This window comes from Tissierella carlieri (assembly GCF_018917285.1).
Lineage (GTDB): Bacteria > Bacillota > Clostridia > Tissierellales > Tissierellaceae > Tissierella > Tissierella carlieri.
In genome coordinates this window covers 23247-46708 of sequence record NZ_JAHLOH010000016.1, presented here as the reverse complement: position 1 = coordinate 46708, position 23462 = coordinate 23247, and the positions used below count along the sequence as shown (strand labels likewise).

Sequence of the window (23462 nt, the reverse complement as noted above, 5' to 3'; positions counted from 1 at the left end):
GTTCTTATCTACCTCATCAAATAATCCTGATCATCCTCAGCCACCATATCATAATCCATTCCGGTCATATACACATTCCCACACATCTTCTCAGCCTGCCTCATAACAACCTTAAGGGCATTTTTTGCTTCTTCTGGTGGGTAATCGTATTTTGCAAGAAGTCTTTTTATTATTCTTCTCATACCAGCTTGAGCACTTCTTCTTATGCTCCAATCGATGGTAATATTATTTCTAATAGCTTGAGTCAATTCTTGAGCAATTTTCTTTAAAATCTCATCATCCATGGATTTTCTTACTGCATCATCAGCTGTTAAGGCATAGTAAAATGCTATTTCATCTTCACTAAGGCCTAGTTCCTTTTCTTCTTCATTTGCTTTCTTTATCTCGTGAGCCATTCTAATTAGTTCCTCTATAACCTCAGCATTGGTAATAGCTTGGTTACGATATTTATTTAAAGCTTTTTTTAGTTTCTCTGAAAACTTTTCAGATTTAACTAAATTAGTTCTTTCCATGGATTTTATATTACCTTCTAAGAGTTTCTTAAGCATTTCTACTGCTAGATTTTTTTGTTTCATCCCTCTAACTTCTTCTAAGAACTCCTCAGATAAGATAGAAACCTCTGGTCTTTTAAGTCCCATAACATCAAATACATCTATTACATCTTCAGAAATGATAGAACGCTCTAGCATTTGAGCTAACCTAGCTTCGATTTCTTTTTTTGACTTTCTTTGAGTACTTTTTTCTTGAAGCTTAGATAAACTAGCCTTCACAGCTTTGAAATAGCTTACTTCCAAGGCCTTTTCCTTTCCTTCATCTGTGGCAGCACATAAGGAATGAGCCTTTGCCAGTTCTATAGCAATATTTTTAAACTCTTTCTGCTCTTTTTCTGGTTTTCCAAGGATAAAATCCATACCGCCAGTAATAGCTCTGATTCTGTCCGCTTGTGATGTACCCATATATTTTGAATAATCGTAGCCATGCATCATATCTTGAAGTATTTCAAGTTTCTCAAGCATTATAGATATGGCTACAGAAGTATCAATACCTGTGTTTTTCTTATCTGAATCCGTATATTGTTTTAATGCTCTTTTTAGACTCTCGAGAATTCCAAGATAATCAACTATAACTCCACCTGATTTATCTTTAAATACCCTATTGACCCTTGCAATTGCTTGCATTAGATTGTGACCTTTCATAGGTTTGTCTACATACATGGTATGCATAGAAGGTACGTCAAAACCTGTAAGCCACATATCTCTAACTATTACAATTTTTAATTCATCATCATTATCCTTCATTCTTTTAGCTAATGTATCTCTTCTTTGTTTCCCACCTACATGCTTTTGTAATTTTTCATTATCAGCTGCAGAGCCAGTCATTACAACCTTAATTTTCCCCTTATCTAAATCATCACTATGCCAATCTGGTCTTAATTTTACAATCTCATCATATAAATCAACACATATTCTTCTACTCATACAAACAATCATAGCTTTACCATCTATGGTCTTAGAATTTTCTTCATAATGCTCCACTATATCTTCAGCTAATTTCTTTATTCTATTAGGTGAGCCAACTACCGCCTCAAGCCTTGACCATTTAGCTTTGTTCTTTTCTCTTTCAAAATCCTCTTGTCCCTCAGTTACTTCTTCAAATTCATCATCTATTTTTGTTAATTCCTCATCATCAGTTTCCAGTTTTATAATCCTATTTTCATAATAAATCTTTACAGTTGCTTCATCTTCTACAGCTCTTGTCATGTCGTATGTATCTATACAATTTCCAAATACAGCTGTTGTAGAGCGATCCTCTAAATCTATAGGAGTTCCAGTAAAACCTATAAATGAAGCATTAGGCAGCGCATCCCTTAAGTATTTAGCATAACCATATTTCACTTCTCCCGTTTTAATATCAGTTTTAGGTTCTAATCCATATTGTGACCTATGTGCCTCATCAGCAATGATAATTACATTTTTTCTGTCCGTTAAAACTGGCATATCTCCATCTTCTGGTGTAAACTTTTGAATAGTAGTAAATATAATTCCACCAGATTCTCTATCGTTTAATAAATCATAAAGTCCGTTTATTTCCTTTGAGTTGTTTCCTAATTGTTGAGATTTTTGAGCTTCAGTAAGTTTCCTTACATCTGCTTGCTTTGGTGTTTGCCTCAATATATCCTCTGATTTTGCAAAGGTTTCAAATAGTTGGTCGTCTAAATCATTTCTATCAGTAATGACAACAATAGTCGGATTGTTTAGTTCTTTCACTAATCTTGCAGTATAAAACACCATGGAAAAACTTTTTCCTGAGCCTTGAGTATGCCATATAACTCCTATTTTTCTATCTCCGTCTTCACTAGTAGCTTCTTTAGTTTTTTCAATGGCTTTCTTTACAGCAAAATATTGATGATAAGCTGCCATTATCTTGATAATAGTCTTCTTATCCCCTATTTTATTTCCATAAAAATCTTTCTCTTCTTCCTTAGATTCTTGGAATAAGATATAGTTTTCAATAATATCCAGTAACCTCTCCTTAGCAAGCATACCCTTAAATAAAACTTCGTACTGAGGACTAGAAAATGGCTCCACAGTTTTTCCATCAATACTTCTCCAATTCATAAATCTTGCTTCATTTGAAGTAATAGTCCCTACCTTAGCATTGATACCATCAGATAAGATACAGAAGGCATTATAGTTAAATAGTGATGGAATATCCTTTTTATATGTCTGGATCTGATTAAATGCCTCTTCAATACCTACATTTTCGTCACTAGCTGATTTTAATTCCACTACAACTAAAGGAATACCATTTACAAATATAATAAGATCTGGTCTTCTCTCTTCATTTTCAACGATAGTAAATTGATTGGCTACTAAGAAATCATTATTTTCAGGATTGTTGAAATCAACTATATAGGCTCGTTTAGTTCTAATATGTCCTTTCTCTTGATAAGATACTTCCATCCCTTCAACTAAAAGTTTATGAAAATATCTATTATTTTCTTCTAACATTGGGCTGTTGAAGGTAATTATTTGTCTATAGGCCTCTTCTAATGCTTCATTTGGTAAATCTCTATTTATCCTAAATAATGCATCCTTTACCCTTTGCTCTAATATAACTTCACGATAATCCTTTCTCTCAGGCTCATCCTCATCACAAGATATATCTGGAGCAAATTTATAGTCATAACCTAATTCTTGTAAAATCTCTATGGCAGCTTGTTCTAAAGATTCTTCAGTGAAATTCAATATGATTTCCCCCTTTCCCTATTTTCAATTAGTCGGAAATTCCGAACAACTGATTTTTATTGGATTTAGTGATTAATTATTTGAATAATTTCTTAAGCAATTTAAAAATATCAAAGGTGGTTCTATTATAAACCTTGTTATATACATATTTCTTAGGATTTCTAACCCATCCATATCCTCTAGGCATATTAAATCCTCCACGATGGACTATTTGCCTTTTAATACTTGTTCTTGCTGCTATTCGTTTATTTAGGCTAGGCTTTCTTGGTCCGAATTTCATGAGATATCATCATCCTCTAAGGGTACACGGAGTTCTCCTGACATTAGTTTTGGGAGGAGGGTGTCTCGGAGGTTGGTAAGTTTTCTTGATTCCATTTCGAGATATAAATATTTCTTATCTAGACTTGTAGCAATATCATTAAAGTATTTAACTATAGAATCATTTGGCATAATAATTTTTATACCTTTTAAGTCCTTTTGATTTATAGAGCCAAAAACAGTTCCCTCTCCATTGAAAACATCAAATTTTTCTTTTAAGTTTAGTAATATATAAAGCAAATAAGAATTCATACTATTTTTAGATCTAAATGAACATAATCCTCTACCTATACAACATTCTTCATTTGCAATATTTATATCTCCAACAGGTGCCCTAACACTCATTAAGATATCCCCAGTTTTAGCTATTCGCTTAGGTTCAGTAGTATACAATCTTCTTACAGGAAACCTATTAGTAAAATCGGTACGCCCCTGATAGAAAACAGTTCCATCTCCATGTTCATTGTAACTACTCCCTTTAGGCGATTGCCCCATTGTAATAATTGCAATATCTTCTAATTCTCTTACTTCCCACCCCTTAGGAATCATACCAAGTTCACTTTCAACCATTTCACCACCACTAGATTTATAAGGCTCTCCATTTTCATTTGGAAATTCAAAATCCACAAACCAATGCTTAAAAATAGTCTGAGCCATCTCCTCTAGTTTTTTATTAATTTGTTTATTAACTTCAATTTTTTCATCTAGAGTTGAGAGGACATGGGCTATGGCTTTTTGTTCTTTGAGAGTTGGTAATTTAAATAATGTATTTTCAATTACATCTTTTTGGGCTCTCTGTCTTCCTGATGTTCCTGTCATAGACTTTATAGCTGTTTCTCTAATCATAGGAGATATAGCTAAATAATAAATGAAATCATTTACGGTATGTTTAGGTTTCTGTCTCAATACTATAAACTCAGTTGACCCGAAGCCTATTTCATTACCGTCTAAAATAGTTACTTGTGCAGTTTTTCCGTTCTCTAAACATGGTGTAATTCTAGCTAATAACGTATCTCCATTTCTAAATTTAGTTCCACTTTTATATTCCGTTACCTCAAATCCTTCAATTTTCCTTTGAAAGGAATTCAACATTTCCATTCCTATTTTTTTAGAAATAGTACCCTTTTTAATAGTTTCTGTTGGATTAAAGTCTATAACATCCCCTAATCTAACTTCTTCCCACTCCCTACTCACAACTCCCACCTACTTCCACCAAAACATCAAGATTCTTCGCTAAGCTCAGAATGACAAGATCTTTTCCAATTGTGAATTGTGAACTGTGCATTGTACATTGTTTAAACCTCATACCCAATTCCTCCTAGATTCTTCCTTATCTCTTCCTCTAGGCGTCTAGACTTAGCAAATAGTTCAGATAGTTCAGAAGTCAAATTCTCAATCTTTTCCTCAAAGGGTACTCCATCATCTTCCACTTCTTCGATACCTACATATCTTCCAGGAGTCAATACATATTCATGCTCCCTTATCTCATCAATTGTAGCACTATAACAAAATCCCTTTATATCCTCATATCCGCCATATATTGCACCTTCTTCAGCAACCAAAGGCAATAAGGATTCTTCACTGCGTTCAGAATGACAGGTGCTAGATCCTTCAATAACTTCGGGATGACTATCCTTGTTTTTCAATTGTGAATTGTGAACTGTGAATTGTGCATTGCCTACATTTCTCCATCCATGATAAGTATCTGCAATCTTTCTTATATCCTCTTCCTTCAACTCCCTATGTCTTCTATCTATCATTTCACCAAGATTTCTAGCATCTATAAATAATACTTCTCTTTCTCTACTTCTATAATTAGGATTGTTTTTCTTGTTTCTATTTAATATCCAAAGACTCACTGGTATTCCTGTTGAATAGAACAATTTATCAGGTAACGCTACGATAACATCTACCAAATCTGATTCAAGTAAATTCTTTCTGATTTCCCCTTCATTTGAAGTATTAGAACTAAGAGAACCATTGGCAAGTACTATTCCAGCTACTCCATTTGGTGATAGATGGTAAATCATATGTTGAAGCCATGCATAGTTGGCATTTCCTTCTGGTGGTGTTCCATATTTCCATCTTACATCATCTACTAATCTTGCTCCTCCCCAATCACTTATATTAAAAGGTGGGTTTGCTAAAATATAATCTGCCTTTAGTGCTTTATGCAAATCATTGTGGAATGTATCATCATGATGTGGCCCTAGATTGGCATCTAATCCTCTAATGGCAAGGTTCATTTTACAAAGTTTCCAAGTAGTAGAATTTAACTCTTGTCCATAAATTGACAAGTTCTCAACCTTTCCTTGATGTTCTTCAACGAATTTTTCAGATTGGACAAACATACCACCACTACCACAGCACGGGTCATAAATCCTTCCTTCATAAGGTTCTATCATTTCTACTAGAGTTTTAACTACAGATGTAGGAGTATAGAATTCTCCACCGCTTTTACCTTCTACACTGGCAAATTGACCTAAGAAGTATTCATAGACTCTTCCTAATAAATCTTTTTCTCCATTTTTGTGGAGTTTGATAGTTGATATAAGGTCTATTAATTCCCCTAATCTTCTTTTATCTAGCTCAGGTCTTGCATATCTTTTATCTAGTACACCTTTTAATGTTGGATTTTCTTTTTCTATTAAAATCATTGCATCATCTATATATTGTCCTATTTTTGGGTCTTTTGCATTGTCTTTGATATAGTCCCATCTTGCTTCTTTTGGTACCCAAAATATATTTTCATATGTATATTCATCTCTATCCTCTTCAAAGCCTTCTCCTTCTTCTACAAGCTCATTATATTTAGTTTCAAACTTATCTGAGATATATTTTAAGAATATAAGCCCTAATACTACATGCTTATACTCACTAGCATCCATACTACCCCTAAGTTTATCTGCTGTTTTCCACAGTGTTTCTTCAAATCCAATATTTCCTGTTGACATTAAATCTCCTCCTAATTCTAATAATTATAATCATCAAATACTTCAAATATATCTTCTTCAAATTCATCCTGCTCTGGTCCAGTGGCTACCCAATCTGGTAACACTTCATAATAATGTGCTAAGGCTTCTATAGTCTTATGAAGAATAACCTCATGCTGAACTTTTTCCAACAACTCTACAATTAATTTATAGGTATCCATATAGGGATTATTATCTACTATATCTAGTGTCTCTTTAAATCTAGATACTAGCTTTGCCTTTTCAATATCTCTTTCTATTGTATTGATTTCTTCTTTATCATAAACTGGAACTTCTACAATATCGTTGACTTTTCCTATCATAAATTGTTGCTCATGTTTTTTTATAACTGGTTTTAGATCACTTTTTAACTTTTCTTTTTGAATTTCTAATTGATCTATTTCATCTAATTCCCTAGTAAAATACTCTCCTTTTAATCCAAATAGTTCTTCCAGTATAGGTAGATATTTTTTAGGAATATTTTGTTTTCCTTTAATCCACATATTTATATTTTGTTTTCTTATACCAAGTTTTTCTGCCAGTTCTATATGCTGCATATTATACAGACTTAAAATATATTCTAATCCTATCAAACATCCACCTCCATTTTTGTTTTATTGTCTCTGTCAATATAATTATATTATACTTCTATTAATTGTCTTAGTCAATATTATAAAGAAAACATTTTTAACTATGGTATTATCTATTGCATTCGACACAAATTCCTAATTTCCTTCTTTTTTTATTATTTATATCAATATTACCCCAAAATTCTCTACTACATCAGCTAAAGATACCTTTTTGATAAATTCAAGAATTATTCCATAAATACTTTTCTTGTATACAAATATTGCCCCACCAATCCCTAAAATAATTTCTATAGTATTATCTTTTTCTATTGTTATATCTAGTTCATCTACCTTGCCCACTTTAAAAACAGTACCACCTGAACCTGTATCTAAAAGTACATTGTCTAAAGACATACTTTTCCTTTATAAATAAAAGTAACTTTCCAAAATAGTAGTCCTTATTTAAAATCTAAATTAATCATACTTTATTAAATAAAAAATGCTCTTTTCTAGCTAGCCTTACTTAGGATATTGTTAAAAAAGAGCACAATATTTTCAAGTTAAAGATTATTATTTCTACTTTTTCTTACCTTTTCTTTTCTCAATACTTCTAATGGTCTTCTTTTTACCTGAATCTTTATTCCATCTAAAATCCTGTTTTTTATTGATTTGCTCATTACTGTTATTCCTGTTAGTCTTGCCCTTTACATTATCTTTTACAATTTTTCTTTTCTTTAGATTCATTCTTATTTTGTTTTCTATTGAAATTAAGTCCTGTTGATCCCTAGGCGTAACAAATGTAAAAGCCTTTCCAGTTTCACCAGCTCTACCTGTCCGTCCTATGCGGTGAATATAGGATTCTGCATCTTCTGGTATATCATAGTTAAAAATATGAGTTATACCTTCAATGTCTAAACCACGGGCGGCAACATCTGTAGCAACAAGAAGTTGCAGTTTCATATCTCTAAAGGAATTAATTACCTTTTCACGCTTAGCTTGACTGAGATCTCCGTGTATTTCATCCGAATTATATCCACGATTTCGTAAATCACTGTTAAGAGCCTTTACACGTCGCTTTGTTCTACAAAAGATCATTGCCATAAATGGCCTTTCTTCATCTATAACACTACAAAGTGCGTCTTGCTTTCCCCTATCTGTAGTTTCTATTACTACCTGCTTTATTTCATCTAATGTTACCTTTTCACTCTGTATCTGTATTTGGACAGGTTCCTTCATGTACCTAACAGCTAAGCTACGAAGTTGCTTTGGCATTGTAGCCGAGAACAACATGGTTTGACGTGTTTTTGAAGTTTTATATATTATTTCCTCTACATCTTTTAAAAATCCCATATTTAGCATTTCATCGGCTTCATCTAAGACAATCATTTTTACTTGACCTAAATCAATACTTTTTCTTCCCATATGATCTAACAATCTACCTGGTGTTCCAATAACTATATTAACACCCTTATTCAATTTCCTTAATTGTCTCTCAACATCTTGACCGCCATAGACTGCTAATATACTTATATTCTTAGCTTGTGCCAGTTTCTTAGCCTCATTAGTTATTTGAATTGCTAATTCTCTTGTAGGAGCTATAATTAAAGCCTGTATACATGGTTTTGTGATATCAATTGTTTCCATAATTGGTAGCATAAAAGCAAAAGTTTTACCAGTTCCGGTATGTGCTTGTGCTATTACATCTTTTCCCTTTAACAACTGGGGAATAGCTTGTTCTTGAATAGGTGTTGGCTTAGTAATTCCATCCTTTTCTAGCACTTTCTCCAGTTCCTTACTTATTCCAAGTATCTTAAAATTATTTGTCATTATATTATTACCATCCTTTTTATATTGTCATTGATATTTCCAAGTAAGTTTATCCTACTAAAATCTCTATCTTTCAATAGTAAACCCTAACTAATAGCTTTGTAAAGCTAAACTTAATTTATAGATTGTAAAATGATCCATTAATATAATTATTCTTTCTACTATAATTTATTGTAAAAAACAAACACCCTAAAATTTCATTCTAAGGTGCTTTAAAGAAAATATTAGCTAGCTTTTTACGTAAAATATTCAATCCTAGAATTGCTAAAGTTTTTTTGAATAATATCAGAAATATAATCTTTAATCTCACTGCTTTGTTCTTTTGGATAAACATATTTAAACTTTCCATAAGGCCCCCATTTCAATTGCCTAGTTTCTTCATTAAGATCAAGTTCAGTCTTAGGAAATCTTGTAAGTATGAGTTCTTTAGCAGTAGCTGTAAATCTATGTTGTATCAATTCAAAGGTGATCTCTTCTTTATAATCTCCTAATTGAGATTTTAACTCATTAAATAATTCCCTATAATCATCTTTCCAATTATTATATATCATAATGGGAGCAATAATAAAACCTATAGGATATCCTGAACTTGCAATTTTACATGCTGCTCTCATCCTTTCTTCAAAGCTGGCAGTATTATGCTCAAATTTATTTATTATATATTTAGTATTGATACTAAATCTAAATTTAGTATGCTCATTATGATTTATATCTAAAAAAGAATCTACATTATCAAATTTAGTAATTACTCGAAGTCTTCCCTTTTCACTATTCCCAAAAAATTCTATACATCTTTTAAGATTCCCAGTTAAATGTTCAAGAGCAACAGGGTCAGTAATACTTCCGCACTCAAAAGTAGTTATATTAGGTAAATTCTTATCTATATGTTCTTGAATAACATTGATTATCTCATATATATTTACAAATACTTTCATAAAGGGTTTCTCCCCTTGTGTAGTTTGTAGATAACAATATTCACAATGTCCTGGACATGAACTCGATAGAGAAAATTGATAATCTGCTGAGGGACTACAAGGTCTTAATTTTTTTTCTTTATTTACAGTTAAATAAATTGTTTTCTTTGCTTTAGCATAATTTTCAGAAGGTGACTTACCCTCTATTGAAACTTTTTTGCTCTCAATTATAGGAATATTTAATTTTTCTAATTGCTCTTTAGCAAATTTCCCAACATCATACTCTAAGCTTTTAGGATTAATATAAGCTCTGTCTGGCATAAATAATTTCACTTTATTCACCTCAATAAATATTGTCTCCTTATATCTAATATGTATAAAAGGTAAAAATGGGAAATCTATAATGGAATTGGCATATTTATTATATTGGCTTTGAAGTTAATCTCCCAAACATTTCCTAATATTTATATTATTTTTGCAGATACTAATTGTGAAAATATATATAAGGAGAGATGAGTTCATGACTGTAATGACTAAATTAGAAACTGCTTTAGCAGGCGCTAAAGGATTAGCAGCAGACTTAAAAACATTTTCTTTGGATACTGATGATCAAACTGCAAAACAAATGTTTAATAGTCTAGCTTCAAATGCTGAAAATATGGCTCAAATGTTAGAAAACAGAGTAAATTATCTAAAAAATCAAGAGCCTCAATACGACCAACAACAATAATAAAAACTATTCTAAAAAAACTTCTATAAGAAATATATAGAAGTTTTTTACTTTTATTTATTATCAATTATATAAATATTCTATTATGGATAACCTATATTGAGAAAGGATGATATTATGGATATAAAAAAGATTTTCTTCGAAGGAGAAAAATTAAGAGTATTAGAATTATTTATTAGAACTTCAATATTGTATTTCACATTATTTGCATCAACTAAGTTAATGAAGTTTTGCCAGTTTAGCATAGTTACTCCGTATAATTTTTTAATGGCAGCCGTAACTAGCAATATTGCCGCATCACGTATAGTTAATCCAAAATCCAGACCAATTGATGCAATTTTAATAATAGTATTATATTCATTAATACATTTAAGCATTTCTTATCTATATTTAAAAGCACCCTCTATAGTCACACAAAAACCAATAATCTTAATTAAAAATGGTAAGATTATAAAAGAGAATCTTTTTAAATCAAACTTAACAATAGATAATTTATTCTCAATATTAAGAGAAAAAAATGTCTATGATATTGAAAGCGTAGAATATTTACTTGCTGAAGCTATAGGAAGTTTTAGTATAGCTATAAATAACAATAATCTTCCACCAAAAAAATTAGATATAGGTATAGAAACTTCAAAGGACATTTTATCAGAAGTTATTATATATAAAGGGAGAGTTGATGAAAAAGTTCTTAGTAAAAATAAATTAGGCTATAAGTGGATGGAAGATCAACTTAAATTGATGAATATAGATAATATAGATAATATTTATCTTGGGATTTTGACTCCAGCTAAAAAATTATATGTGAATTTATAAATTAGGAGGATATTTTATATGAATGTTTTTGGAGTTATAAAGAATATTTCCTTATCAGAGTATTTAATCAGAACTTTGACTGTGGGCATAATATCATTTTTAGTAGGACGATTTATAATGAAAAGAGCCATAAATCAATTTTCTGCTTATGATTTTACAGTAGTCTGGATACTGGGAGCTATTATAGCAGCTCCTTTGATAGACGGAGAAATTTCTTTTACATATATAATAATTCCGTTATTGACTTTATTCTTTTGGCACTATATAGTAGGTCTCTTATCTTTTAAAAATAGAAATTTAGGATTGTTTTTTAATGGCAAACCTATGATTTTAATTGAAGATGGCAAAATTATTAGAAAAAATCTAAAAAAACAATTTATAAATATTGACTTGTTTTTGAGTCAATTAAGACTTAAGAATATTTTTGATATTTCAGAAGTAAAATATGCGATTTTAGAACCCGATGGACATTTAAGTGTTATAAAAAAAGAGCCAAATAGATATATTACTCCTGCAGATCTTAATCTAACTGCTAAACCTATAAGTTTACCTGTAGTAGTCATCAATGATGGAAAATTATTTGAGGAAAACTTAAAAAATTTGAAATTAAATAAGGAATGGCTTATGAATAACCTTAGCATGTATGATATAGATGATGTCTCTAAGGTCTATCTAGCTACTATAGATAATTCTAAAAAATTATATATAGCTAAAAAAGATATATAATTAGTAAATTGGCATCAATATTAAAAATTATATTTATCATTTATGAGTATATTTTTTATGATTGTCATTTCAAATACAAAACCCCACCTAAAAGATGGGGTTTATACAAACATTACTTAACAACTATATTATATATCTTTCCTGCAACAAATATCTCTTTAACTATTTGTTTTCCTTCTAGGAATCTACTAATGTTATCATCAGCTTTTGCTTTTTCTCTAGCTACATCTTGAGAATCATCAATACTGATTTCTATTGCACCTCTTACTTTACCATTAACTTGGACTGGAAGTGCAATTACTTTATCCTTTGTTTTTTCTTCATCATATACTGGCCATGTTGTATCATGTAGATAACCTTCTAGTTCTAAAATCTCCCACAATTCTTCAGTAATATGAGGAGCTACTGGATTTAGTAGTATTATAAATGTTTTTAAATCTTCTTTTGTTATACTACCATGATCGTTAAATTCATTTAACAAACTCATTAAAGCTGCTACTCCAGTATTGAATTTTAGTGTTTCAAAGTCTTCAGATACTTTCTTAATGGTCTTATGAATACTTGATTCTAGTTCCTTAGTATATCCTTCACTATCAGCTAAAATATCTTGGAGTTTCCATACTCTTTCAAGGAATCTTCTACATCCTTTAACCCCATTTTCTGACCAAGGTACACTCTTTTCAAAGTCTCCAATAAACATTTCGTAGGTTCTTAGTGTATCTGCACCATAATCTCTTACTATGTCATCAGGATTTACTACATTTCCACGGGACTTTGACATTTTCTCATTGTTATCTCCTAATATCATACCATGAGAGGTTCTCTTTGCATAAGGTTCTGGTCCAGGCACTACTCCAATATCATATAGGAATTTATGCCAGAATCTTGAATATAGCAGATGAAGTGTAGTATGCTCCATTCCACCATTATACCAATCTACTGGTAGCCAATATTCTAATGCTTCTTGAGAAGCAAACTCCTCTTCATTTAGAGGATCAATATATCTTAGGAAATACCAAGAGGAACCTGCCCATTGTGGCATTGTATCAGTTTCTCTATGAGCTTTTCCTCCACATTTTGGACATGTAGTTTCTACCCAATCTTTAATATTAGCCAATGGTGACTCACCAGTATCTGTTGGCTCATAGTTCTCTACATCTGGTAGCATAACTGGCAATTGATTTTCTGGCACTGGAACCCAACCACATTCATCACAATATACTAGAGGTATTGGCTCTCCCCAATATCTTTGTCTAGAAAATACCCAGTCTCTAAGTTTAAAGTTTACTTTTCCAGTACCAAGTCCTTTTTCTTCTAACCACTTAATCATATATTTTTTTGCTTCTTTTACTTCCATTCCATTGATAAAATCAGAATTTATAACAATTCCTTCTTCTGTATCTGTATAAGCTTCTTTTTCTATATCTCCACCCTTTATTACTTCTACTATAGGAAGATTAAACTTCTTAGCAAACTCCCAGTCACGAGTATCATGTCCTGGTACTGCCATAATTGCTCCCGTACCATAGCTCATAAGCACATAGTCAGAAATCCAAATAGGAATCTCATTACCTGTGGCAGGGTTTATAGCTCTTAAACCTTTTATTTCCACACCTGTTTTATCTTTCGATAACTCAGTCCTTTCAAAATCTGATTTCTTACTTATTTCATGCTGATATTCTTTAATTTCTTCTAAATTTTCTATTTCGTCTCTATATTTTTCTATTAAAGGGTGCTCTGCAGCTATAACCATATAAGTTGATCCAAATAGTGTATCAGGTCTAGTAGTAAACACTCTTAGCTTATCTTCTTTTCCTGAAATTTGAAAATCTACTTCTGCCCCTTCAGACTTGCCAATCCAATTTGTCTGTTGGGTTTTTACTCTTTCAATATAATCAACAGTATCTAAATCTTTAATTAGTCTATCAGCATATTCTGTTATCTTTAGCATCCACTGATTTTTTACTCTTCTTACTACTTCACCACCACATCTCTCACAATTGCCTTGAATAACCTCTTCATTTGCCAATCCAATTTTACAAGAAGGACACCAGTTAATGGGCATTTCCTGCTTATATGCCAAACCTTTTTCAAATAGCTTTAAAAATATCCATTGAGTCCATTTATAATAATGTGAATCAGTAGTATTTATTTCTCTTGACCAATCAAAGGAAAATCCTATTGATTGTAATTGAGCTTTAAATCTTGCAACATTTTGCTCTGTAACTATAGCTGGATGAATTTTATTTTTTATAGCAAAGTTCTCTGTCGGTAATCCAAAGGCATCCCAACCCATTGGAAATAAAACATTATATCCTTCAAGTCTTCTCTTTCTAGAGACAATATCTAATGCAGTATAAGGTCTCGGATGACCTACATGTAGTCCATTTGCTGATGGATAAGGAAATTCTACTAGTGCATAAAACTTTGGTTTATCGGATTTATTTGATGCCTTAAAAGGCTCTCTTTCTTCCCAAATTTCATGCCATTTTTTTTCAATTTCATTTGGTTTATACTCTCTCATTATCTTTCCTCCTCTTTCATACAATTCACAATGCACAGTTCACAATTCACAATTGTGAAACAAGAAGAATCGTTCCCATTACTCGCTACGTTCAATGGGTTAGGTCATAAAAAAACCTTCCGTCTCTTATAGAGACGAAAGGTAAATTCCGCGGTACCACTCTTATTGATAATAAATATCCACTCAAAATATAACGGCATTTAACCGATTAGGATTACTTTATTCACCCTAATAACTCAAGGACGAGTTCAGTCTTCGTCAATACTGTCTTTCACCAACCGACAGCTCTCTATAATTGCAATCAGACTTACTACTTCCTATCATAGTGTTTATTAATTTAAGACCTATTATAACCAATAAATCATTTTAAATCAAGATATTTTTATAATTTATAGTTTTACCCTATTATATTTTATTTAATCCTATTTAATAATTCTACTATTTTCTTTTACTTAGACATATAATCCCTCAACGTCAAAATAAATAAATGTATTAAATTAATAATCCTTTAATTCCACAAGCATAGTCTGGGGGAATTTATGGTCTTATTGTATTATCAAGTTGTTTTTATGTTTTCAAATATATTTTAGAGAGAATTAAATTGTTGATATATAATTCTGTCATCAACTTGACACGAAGATTTTTTCTTAAATACAGGAGGATTGTTGGTTACATAAATTTGACATTTAATCCTTATCAGCAAATTTTCAATCAACAATTCCCATATTTATAAAACTTAAAAGCTTATTCTTATATTTCCTATAATCTATCTATAACAAATTCTCTGATTCAAGCCTTAGTTTATAAAAGAATTGTAACCATTCGGGCTGATTATCAACTTCTGATATTATATTTATTAGGGTACGCTTCCCTATTCTTCTGTCCATAATTGCAAACATTCGTACCATAGGATTAGGAGAATTAATACTTTCCTTTATATCTAAATTTTTATATTTCCCAATAGCATCCGTAATATGGTAAATTTCAAAAAAACCATCATTATTCATCATTTCATTTACCATATCTTCAATCTCTTCATTTTCTTCATTATATAAAGTTTCTTTTCCTGTCCATTTTCTGACTGGAACTCCCTTCTCCTCTTTTAATTTCCTCTCTTTATAAACATAACCCTTTACATAATAATTAAAGGGATTTCCTCTTAAAACCTCCTTCCCATCAACTCTTATGGCAATTCTTCCATAATCATCATGTGCTTTACGATAATGAGTTATAAAATATTGTACTCTTCCCTTTAATGATTCACATATATAATCATTCTCCAATTCTCGTCTTAATCCACTCCATGAATTACCCATTCAATAATCCTCCCGTATCAATTCTCTTAATATTCTACATCTAATCGTCCCTATAATATTATCTCCTCTATAACAGCTTCAGTATCGAATTTCTTCTGCTAAAAGTGTCCTTATCTTCTAATTATAAAGTACATGATACTTACAGTAAAATAATCTCTTTCGCAATAATATATCCACACATCCCTAAGGATGCTGTTAAATAAAACACCCTATACTCCTTCTCTTTTAGGAAACTCTCTAATTCCTTAATATTACTTACTTCAATTGTTGGAAACCCATATTTTAAGGCTTCTGAAAGCTTATTAGCTTCCTCTAATAAAAAACATTCTATTGTGACTTGAGAAATTTCTAAAATAATATTATTCAAAAGAACATTTTCAAAGGCATGAGCAAGTAATCCTTGAAATCTAATAATTACTTCTTCGTCATAACCCTTTGTATTTATTTGTAAAATCTGTCTTTCAAAATCAATCATATAAGAAATAATCCTATTATCATGTACTAACCCATATTGTTTAATAACATTATTTTTCACTTTTGCCCCTTCTCCTATGCCATTCATTCCAAAATGCTATATATCCATTTCTTTCAAACTCATCTTCTGGAATATTTTTAGGTAAGGACTTCTCATAAAAGTTTTCCACAATATCAGCAAAGCGCAAAATTTCCTCTTTGTATTGGAAATAATAAACAAATACAGTATTTCCTTTATCTGTAACAATCTTAACCATTCCATCCTCATGTAGAACAGTCCAATCAATTCCATTGTCGCATCCTAAGATTTCTACTTCATCTAGAGTTTCATTAGGAATCATAAAATGGCCACAACAAGGTAACATCTGCTGCCCTTTAGTTGGCAAATGGTCTTTAAACAAGGTCTCTAACATTCTAAAAGCTGCCACACTAACAGCACATGAATAAGATATTTCTTCTTCTCCTATATTAACTATTATATCTCCATGAAGGCATAAGTCATTAGGATCATCCTTGATTCCATCTATCCAATAAAGTGTGTTTACTTTTATTTTGAAATTTCGATAATCAAGTGTAAAAATACTATCATGAAATTCCTTCCATACATTAATAAGATATTCTTCTTTTAGGGCAAGAATATAAATTCCTCTATCATCATACAGATGAAAAATACATCCACTGTTAATATCTATAATAAAAATAGAAGAACAAAAATCCATTTCTCCACCTATATCTGATAAAATTATCTCTCTAAATAATTTCTGTATATTTATTTCTTTCACACGATATAAATGCCTTATACAGGTATAGATTTCATTATCCTGATGTATTGGTAAATCATTCTTATATATGGGGTACTGCCATTTTAACTTATATGTACCATATTTAGATATATGAGTTAGAGTACTTTCTAAAAACTCCTTCTCTCTTTCATTCTCTTGTCCAAATAAATTATCATAAACAACTAAAAGATTATCACTATAATTTATAAATCTATATATTTCTGTAGCTTTCTGAAGACACTCTTCTACACATGTTTTATTTAAGCTCCCATCTTCCAGATACTGATATTTTTCACTTAACTTATCAATATGAAGCATATATTTGTGAGTTAGTCTATTTAAAGTCTTGTCTTCTGCCCCATATTGTTCTAAAATGTTTTCCAAAATATCTTTTGCTTCTTCTTGAATGTTCAATGTCTATTCACCTACTTTTTATTGTTCCTCAATTTTTAACAACAAGGCAAACACCTGTATTTTCTAAAATGAATAAAACATCTTCTTTGCTCATCATAGATAATTTTATCTCCTTTTTCACAGGTTTAAAATAATATTCTGTAAAATAATCTATTTCATCATTAACTGTTAATAAATGCTCTAATGGTATATTACTTAATTTGGGCATTATGGTATAATGCTTTGAATAATCACCTCCAAGATAAATACTCCATATCTCTATCTCAGTATGAGGTTTCATATATTTAAATAGATAATTCTTAAAATTTTCTATACAGGAATCTTCTTCCGTCAGCTCAATATCATGACAATACTTTCTAGTAATTAAATTAGGTATTTCCACATCATCCTTTGAATAATAGCAATTTATTACTGAAAAACCTTGTAAAAAGCCCTTTGTAGTTTCAGAAACAAAAACTTCTTTGAACTGTCTTATCTCCACCTCTGGCAGTGGAAAATCATAAGCTAATAAATGTATTAAACTCAAATCATATCACCTCATTTTCTATTTATTACTCATAATTAAAATTTGTTTAACATGATTTTACCTAAAAACATTAAAACCATATTTATAATAAGGCTTCAAACTATTAGATTATCAATGGTTTCTATACTTGTCATTATTATATCATATTCCCTTCAAGAGAGTTCTAAAGGAAATTATGATTTTTCTTATCTGGGAAATAATTCTCCAAAATAGTTAGTGATAAAATAATAAAAAGAGGATTATATAATACATAATAGATAGACGTAAATCCAATTTAAAATATATTAAATAAGAGTAAATTTGTGAATTAAAGTATATTTATCTATATCTTATATTAATTTCCTAAAGTATTAAAAAACAAGACCCTAGGAATTTAACTCTTTCCTAGGATCTTGTTTTTTAAAATTCTGCAGATTTTACTGTTCTAGGGAATGGTATAACATCTCTTATATTTGACATACCCGTTATATACATAACAGCTCTTTCAAATCCAAGACCATATCCTGCATGTTTAGTTCCACCAAATTTTCTTAACTCTAGATACCACCAATAATCTGCCGGGTCCATGCCATTGTCTATTACCTTTTGTTCTAATACTTCAAGTCTTTCTTCTCTTTGAGATCCACCTATTATCTCTCCTACTCCTGGTACTAAAAGATCCATTGCAGCTACCGTTTTTCCATCTTCATTTAACCTCATATAAAATGCTTTTATTTCCTTTGGATAATCTACTACAAATACTGGTTTTTTAAATACTTGCTCTGATATATATCTTTCGTGTTCAGTTTGTAAATCCATACCCCACTCTACTGGATATTGGAATTTTTCTCCTGATTTTTTTAGTAGTTCGATAGCCTCAGTATAAGTTATTCTACCAAAATCTGAATTAGCTACATTTTCAAGTCTTTCAATTAAACCTTTATCTACAAAGCTATTGAAAAATTCCATTTCTTCTTTTGCATTTTCCATTACATATTTGATTATATATTTCATCATATCTTCTGCTAATTGCATATTGTCATTTATATCTGCAAAGGCAATCTCTGGCTCTATCATCCAAAACTCTGCCGCATGTCTTGCAGTATTTGAGTTTTCAGCCCTAAATGTAGGTCCAAATGTATAAACATCTTTATATGCAAGTGCAAAAGCCTCTGCCGCTAATTGGCCGGATACTGTTAAATTAGTTTCCTTGCCAAAGAAATCCTTAGAAAAATCAATTTTTTCATCTTCAGTCATAGGTATATTCTGGAAATTTAAGGTTGATACTCTAAACATTTCACCAGCACCTTCGGCATCAGATGCTGTAATAATTGGAGTATGAACATATACAAATCCTCTTTCTTGGAAGAATTTGTGTATTGCATATGCAAGTATTGATCTCACTCTAAATACAGCATTAAAAGTATTAGATCTAGGTCTCAAATGTGCAATTGTTCTCATATATTCAAAAGTATGTCTTTTCTTTTGTAATGGATAATCAGAAGCCGAATATCCTTCAATTTCAATGCTACTTGCCTTTAGCTCAAACGGTTGTTTTGCCTCTGGCGTTGGTACTAATTTACCTTTCACCATTATTGATGAACTAAGAGGCAATTTTTCTATTTCTTTAAAATTCTCTAATCCTTCCTCAAAAACTATTTGAATATTTTTAAAAAATGTTCCATCATTTAATTCAATAAATCCAAAAGTTTTTGATGTTCTTGAAGTTCTTATCCATCCTTCAAGTTGAATTTCTTGATTTAAATGCTTATCCGTATCATTGTAAATACTCTTAATTGTAGTTTTCATTTTTCTTCTCCTTTCTTTTATCCTTTCCCTCAGTCTCACTGCACAAATTCATTTGCTCATTATCATTCGCATGAATTTGGCGTTCGTTGCGTTTGACCTACTAAAGCTCACTATCATTCGCTAAGTTAGGACATAAAAAAAACCTTCATCCAAAAGGACGAAAGTTTATCTTCCGCGGTACCACCCTAATTGCTAATAGCCACTTTAACACACATTATAATGTGTTTCACCTGTAACGGTGTGAATCCGTCTAAGCCTACTCTCCTAAGATTTCGGTTAGAAACTCAAGGATGTTCTTCAATATAAGCTTCGTACCTATGTCTCACTATCATAGGCTCCCTTTGACTACTTCTTATATCTACTCTTCCTATCAAAGTTTTCTTTACTTTTATATAATTATAGTTATTTTACCTAGTGTTGTCAATGAATTTAACTAACATTTTTATTATATCCTTTTTATTATAAATTAATTTCCAAATTTATTTGTTTTATACGGAAGATATATACCACTTCCTATAATTTCTGCTTTCAAATCTTTTGCACTACAGGGAATAAGCTAATATACTTTTTCACACAAGTTCTCATGTAATCAATACATGGAGTCAATCATAGAACTAAATTAAAACTATTCACAAAATAATTATTGACTATTATATATATGTATTATATAATTGTTAAAAAATTGTTAAACAATGATGTTTAACACTCAAAAGGAGGAGATGACTATATATTTAAATATTACCTCTAAAAGACAAAAAAAATCTAAGACAAAGAAAATCATTATCATAATTGCAATTGTTTTTGTTCTTCTATCTACTGCAATTCTAGCAGCAATTCCTTTTATGGTTATGCCAATGTTTCTTGGTCAGCGATTTAAACAAGAACAATTTTCTTCTATAGATTTTGGAATTCAATCTGAAAGGATTACGCTTACAACCGATGATTCCCTATCTATTGCAGCATGGCATACTCGTTCGGAGAATTCAAAAGGCACAGTTATAATTTTATCTGGCATACAGAATCCATCTGTTACAGCTTTCTTTGGATATTCCAAGATGCTATCCGATAATAATTGGGATTCTCTATTAATAGAAATGCGTGCCCGAAGCGAAAGCGAAGGTGACGAAATAGGTTTGGGCATGACAGAATGGCTTGACGTAAAAGCTGGTGTGGACTATCTCACCAGTGATACCAATGCTAAAGACTTACCTATTGTAACAATGGGAACTTCTATGGGTGGTGGCACAGTAATAATTGCAGCAGGCGAACTTCCAGAAATTGATGCTGTAATCTCAATTTCTGCATTTTCTTCTTGGCCTGATATGTTTGTAGATAATATGACTATGTTTGGCATGCCAAAAGCAATTGGTATCTTAGATATTCCATTTATAAATATGTATATGGGATTTCATTTTGGATTTGATGCTTTGAAATACTCACCCATAAATGGTATTGAAAAATTAGGCAATCGCCCTATTCTCATGATGCACTCAACAGGTGATACTCAGGTTCCATATTCAGAATTTGAAAAGTTGTTGAATAAAGCTAATAAGAACAACATTAATGTTACAACCTTTATTCGCGAAGGCGATGAACATTTCGTTTGCTACGAACAATACTTTGATAAGCCAAATCAAGACATTGAATTTAGTCAAACTATCCTTAGTTTTCTTTCCGCTAATTTTCCTTAACATTAAAAAAATAGACATATATAATAGGGAGTGTAGTCACCATAATCGGCAACTACACTCCCTATTATATATGTCTATTTCAGACAATTTCATATACTTTTCATCTAATCTCAATTACTTAATCGTTCTTTAATAGATTCATAATAGTTTTATATACTAATACAGGTGCTACTTCAAAAGAATATTTCTTCTCTATTCTCTCTGTGAATTTATGAGCATCTTTACCAAAAGCTCCTATGTCTAATACTGGTAAGTCTAATTTTTGCATATCTTCTAATGGTAAATCATATTTAGTTCCAAATCCAGGCATATTATCTTTCAATGCTGCTATGATTTTTGGATCTTTTGGTGCTGCACCATAACTTAAATCTGAGATGTATGGGAAGAATTTCTTATAAACTAATTTATAATCTGATTCAGTTGTACTCACAGCATCTGCTACTGCATCTAGCAATGCTTTTTCTTTTGGTGCACTTCCCTCTACATAAATATGAGGATAGTATGGTGGTGTATAGTATACTATAACAACTGGTTCTCTATCAGACCATAGACTATGAACTTCTTCTACTAATTTCAATGAAAAATCTCTTTGATCTATGGATTCATCTTTTAACATTTCTTCTGTAAGCTTTGCAATTCTTTCATCAAGTTCATTTCCCATCTCTGATTTCACTTTTGTATATAGTTCTTCATAAGTTAATGCTCTTGCTTGCCATGGCAGTTTTTTATATTCTCTTCCTGCTAATTTACAAAATCTTTCATATTGTATATTTAAATTATCAATAGTTGATTGAAAAGCTTCTATAGCAGCACCTTTCATTTTTACTAGTACTTCATCTGGTGTGCTGCAATGTGTTGCATAGTTGAAGAACAAAGTAGCTGTTTTTGCTATTTGAACTGAATATTCTGGTTTTAAATCTCTTTGTTTTAAAGTAATTGGAGGAAGTGAAACTTCACCTTCTGCCACATCACAAAAATCTGCATTCAGATTGATTCTATTTGTAATAGAAGAAGCTATTTGGTTTGGATCTATCCCCTTAAATGATTCACCAACATGTGTTTCTTTACCTACTACATAGAATGATGGCATTAGTTTTCCTACTGTTCCTATATATACATATTTGTTTTCATCACCTTCAAACTCAGATGTCATATAGTCTGTATCTAAAAGTGCTAGATATTCAAAACCTTCTTGTTCTTGTATTTTTACTAATTCAGGTATTACAGATAACATACCGCCTGAGTTTCCTTCTTCATCGCAAACAGCAGCATATATCAAATTACCTTCAAAGTTTTCTATATCCTTTGATATTTCTTCCATCAATGCCATTATAATAGCATCACCAGTTTTCATATCGAAAAGTCCTCGACCAAATAAATAATCTCCTGATTCAAGATCACGTCTAACTTCCTCTGGTAGCGTAGATGCTATTTCTTTAAATTTCTCTGTTAATTCATATGGTTTATTTGCATATTCTTTTAAGCTGCCATAATCAGAGATACCAACTGTATCTGTATGACCTATCATCAATACAGTTTTTTTACTATTGCCTTTCTTTCCCTTTAGCATTGCTAAAACAGATTTTCTGCCAAGTTTATCCTTGACTGCATCTACAAATCTTAGATGCTCCGGATTTTCTTTATAATAGTCCATTTCTGAAAAAATATCATAAACTTTTTGTACTGAATCTAATTCTCCTGGTGTTTCAACCACACTAAGTTGATTTGTTAATTCTACTGCTATCTGCTCAATTCTTGCTGCAATCTGACTATTCATATGTGCCTCCTAAAATATTTTACTAAAAATCATGAAGATAATTCAATCCT

19 protein-coding genes and 2 other annotated features are annotated in these 23462 nt (G+C 31.1%); of the genes, 4 read left to right on the top strand and 15 right to left on the bottom strand.

The genetic code is table 11. The features are described 5' to 3' along the window. Positions 1-8: 8 nt before the first annotated feature. The 8 genes from KQI38_RS02695 to splB form a co-directional block, all read right to left on the bottom strand. Positions 9-3248 carry a type I restriction endonuclease subunit R gene (locus tag KQI38_RS02695; protein ID WP_216555422.1) on the bottom strand — a complete coding sequence of 1080 codons (3240 nt, stop codon included), beginning with the start codon at positions 3246-3248 and terminating at the stop codon, positions 9-11. A gap of 76 nt (positions 3249-3324) precedes the next feature. After that, positions 3325-3528, bottom strand: a complete 204-nt coding sequence (locus KQI38_RS02690; protein WP_216555413.1) for a hypothetical protein — start codon at positions 3526-3528, stop codon at positions 3325-3327. Then, a complete protein-coding gene (locus KQI38_RS22555; RefSeq protein ID WP_216555399.1) occupies positions 3525-4769 on the bottom strand; it encodes a restriction endonuclease subunit S in 1245 nt (414 codons plus the stop codon). Before KQI38_RS22555 ends, KQI38_RS02690 begins: the two co-directional genes overlap by 4 nt. A 92-nt stretch (positions 4770-4861) precedes the next feature. Then, entirely contained in the window at positions 4862-6520 is a 1659-nt protein-coding gene (locus tag KQI38_RS02680) for a class I SAM-dependent DNA methyltransferase (protein ID WP_216555396.1), read from the bottom strand. Between the two features lie 17 nt (positions 6521-6537). Further along, positions 6538-7131, bottom strand: a complete 594-nt coding sequence (locus KQI38_RS02675; protein ID WP_216555392.1) for a helix-turn-helix domain-containing protein — start codon at positions 7129-7131, stop codon at positions 6538-6540. Positions 7132-7287: 156 nt separating this feature from the next. Next, entirely contained in the window at positions 7288-7521 is a 234-nt protein-coding gene (locus KQI38_RS02670; protein WP_216555381.1) for a hypothetical protein, read from the bottom strand. A 162-nt stretch (positions 7522-7683) separates the two neighbouring features. Continuing rightward, positions 7684-8934 carry a DEAD/DEAH box helicase gene (locus KQI38_RS02665; RefSeq protein WP_216555378.1) on the bottom strand — a complete coding sequence of 417 codons (1251 nt, stop codon included), beginning with the start codon at positions 8932-8934 and terminating at the stop codon, positions 7684-7686. A 236-nt stretch (positions 8935-9170) separates the two neighbouring features. Next, on the bottom strand, positions 9171-10181 hold the full coding sequence (splB, locus tag KQI38_RS02660) for a spore photoproduct lyase (RefSeq protein WP_216555375.1): 1011 nt from the start codon (positions 10179-10181) through the stop codon (positions 9171-9173). 187 nt (positions 10182-10368) lie between these two features. Here splB and KQI38_RS02655 point away from each other — a divergent pair, with 187 nt between their 5' ends. The 3 genes from KQI38_RS02655 to KQI38_RS02645 all read left to right on the top strand — a co-directional run bounded on the left by KQI38_RS02655 (position 10369) and on the right by KQI38_RS02645 (position 12120). Then, positions 10369-10578 carry a DUF1657 domain-containing protein gene (locus KQI38_RS02655; RefSeq protein WP_094900179.1) on the top strand — a complete coding sequence of 70 codons (210 nt, stop codon included), beginning with the start codon at positions 10369-10371 and terminating at the stop codon, positions 10576-10578. A gap of 117 nt (positions 10579-10695) precedes the next feature. Beyond that, on the top strand, positions 10696-11394 hold the full coding sequence (locus KQI38_RS02650) for a DUF421 domain-containing protein (RefSeq protein WP_216555372.1): 699 nt from the start codon (positions 10696-10698) through the stop codon (positions 11392-11394). Between the two features lie 18 nt (positions 11395-11412). Continuing rightward, positions 11413-12120 (top strand): YetF domain-containing protein, encoded by a 708-nt coding sequence (locus tag KQI38_RS02645; RefSeq protein ID WP_216555370.1) that lies wholly within the window; start codon positions 11413-11415, stop codon positions 12118-12120. Positions 12121-12232: 112 nt separating this feature from the next. Here KQI38_RS02645 and leuS read toward each other — a convergent pair whose 3' ends face one another. From leuS to asnS, 6 genes are all read right to left on the bottom strand, one after another. Further along, positions 12233-14644, bottom strand: a complete 2412-nt coding sequence (gene leuS, locus KQI38_RS02640; protein WP_216555368.1) for a leucine--tRNA ligase — start codon at positions 14642-14644, stop codon at positions 12233-12235. A 127-nt stretch (positions 14645-14771) separates the two neighbouring features. Next, positions 14772-14977: a binding site (T-box leader), on the bottom strand. A 437-nt stretch (positions 14978-15414) separates the two neighbouring features. Continuing rightward, positions 15415-15960 (bottom strand): SF0329 family protein, encoded by a 546-nt coding sequence (locus KQI38_RS02635; protein ID WP_216555359.1) that lies wholly within the window; start codon positions 15958-15960, stop codon positions 15415-15417. Between the two features lie 139 nt (positions 15961-16099). Further along, positions 16100-16495, bottom strand: a complete 396-nt coding sequence (locus tag KQI38_RS02630; RefSeq protein ID WP_216555349.1) for a hypothetical protein — start codon at positions 16493-16495, stop codon at positions 16100-16102. Next, a complete protein-coding gene (locus KQI38_RS02625; RefSeq protein ID WP_216555339.1) occupies positions 16485-17630 on the bottom strand; it encodes a DUF3885 domain-containing protein in 1146 nt (381 codons plus the stop codon). The genes KQI38_RS02630 and KQI38_RS02625 overlap by 11 nt, the downstream gene beginning before the upstream one ends. 28 nt (positions 17631-17658) lie before the next feature. After that, on the bottom strand, positions 17659-18156 hold the full coding sequence (locus tag KQI38_RS02620) for a hypothetical protein (RefSeq protein WP_216555336.1): 498 nt from the start codon (positions 18154-18156) through the stop codon (positions 17659-17661). 399 nt (positions 18157-18555) lie between these two features. Then, complete coding sequence (gene asnS / locus KQI38_RS02615) at positions 18556-19944, bottom strand: asparagine--tRNA ligase (protein ID WP_216555334.1); 1389 nt, start codon at positions 19942-19944, stop codon at positions 18556-18558. Between the two features lie 150 nt (positions 19945-20094). Beyond that, positions 20095-20327: a binding site (T-box leader), on the bottom strand. A gap of 336 nt (positions 20328-20663) precedes the next feature. Between asnS and KQI38_RS02610 the strand changes: the two genes are divergently transcribed. After that, positions 20664-21635, top strand: a complete 972-nt coding sequence (locus KQI38_RS02610; RefSeq protein ID WP_216555332.1) for an alpha/beta hydrolase — start codon at positions 20664-20666, stop codon at positions 21633-21635. A gap of 118 nt (positions 21636-21753) precedes the next feature. Here KQI38_RS02610 and KQI38_RS02605 read toward each other — a convergent pair whose 3' ends face one another. Next, positions 21754-23412: a M20/M25/M40 family metallo-hydrolase gene (locus KQI38_RS02605; RefSeq protein WP_216555330.1), complete on the bottom strand. Its 1659-nt coding sequence runs from the start codon at positions 23410-23412 to the stop codon at positions 21754-21756. Between the last annotated feature and the right edge of the window lie 50 nt (positions 23413-23462).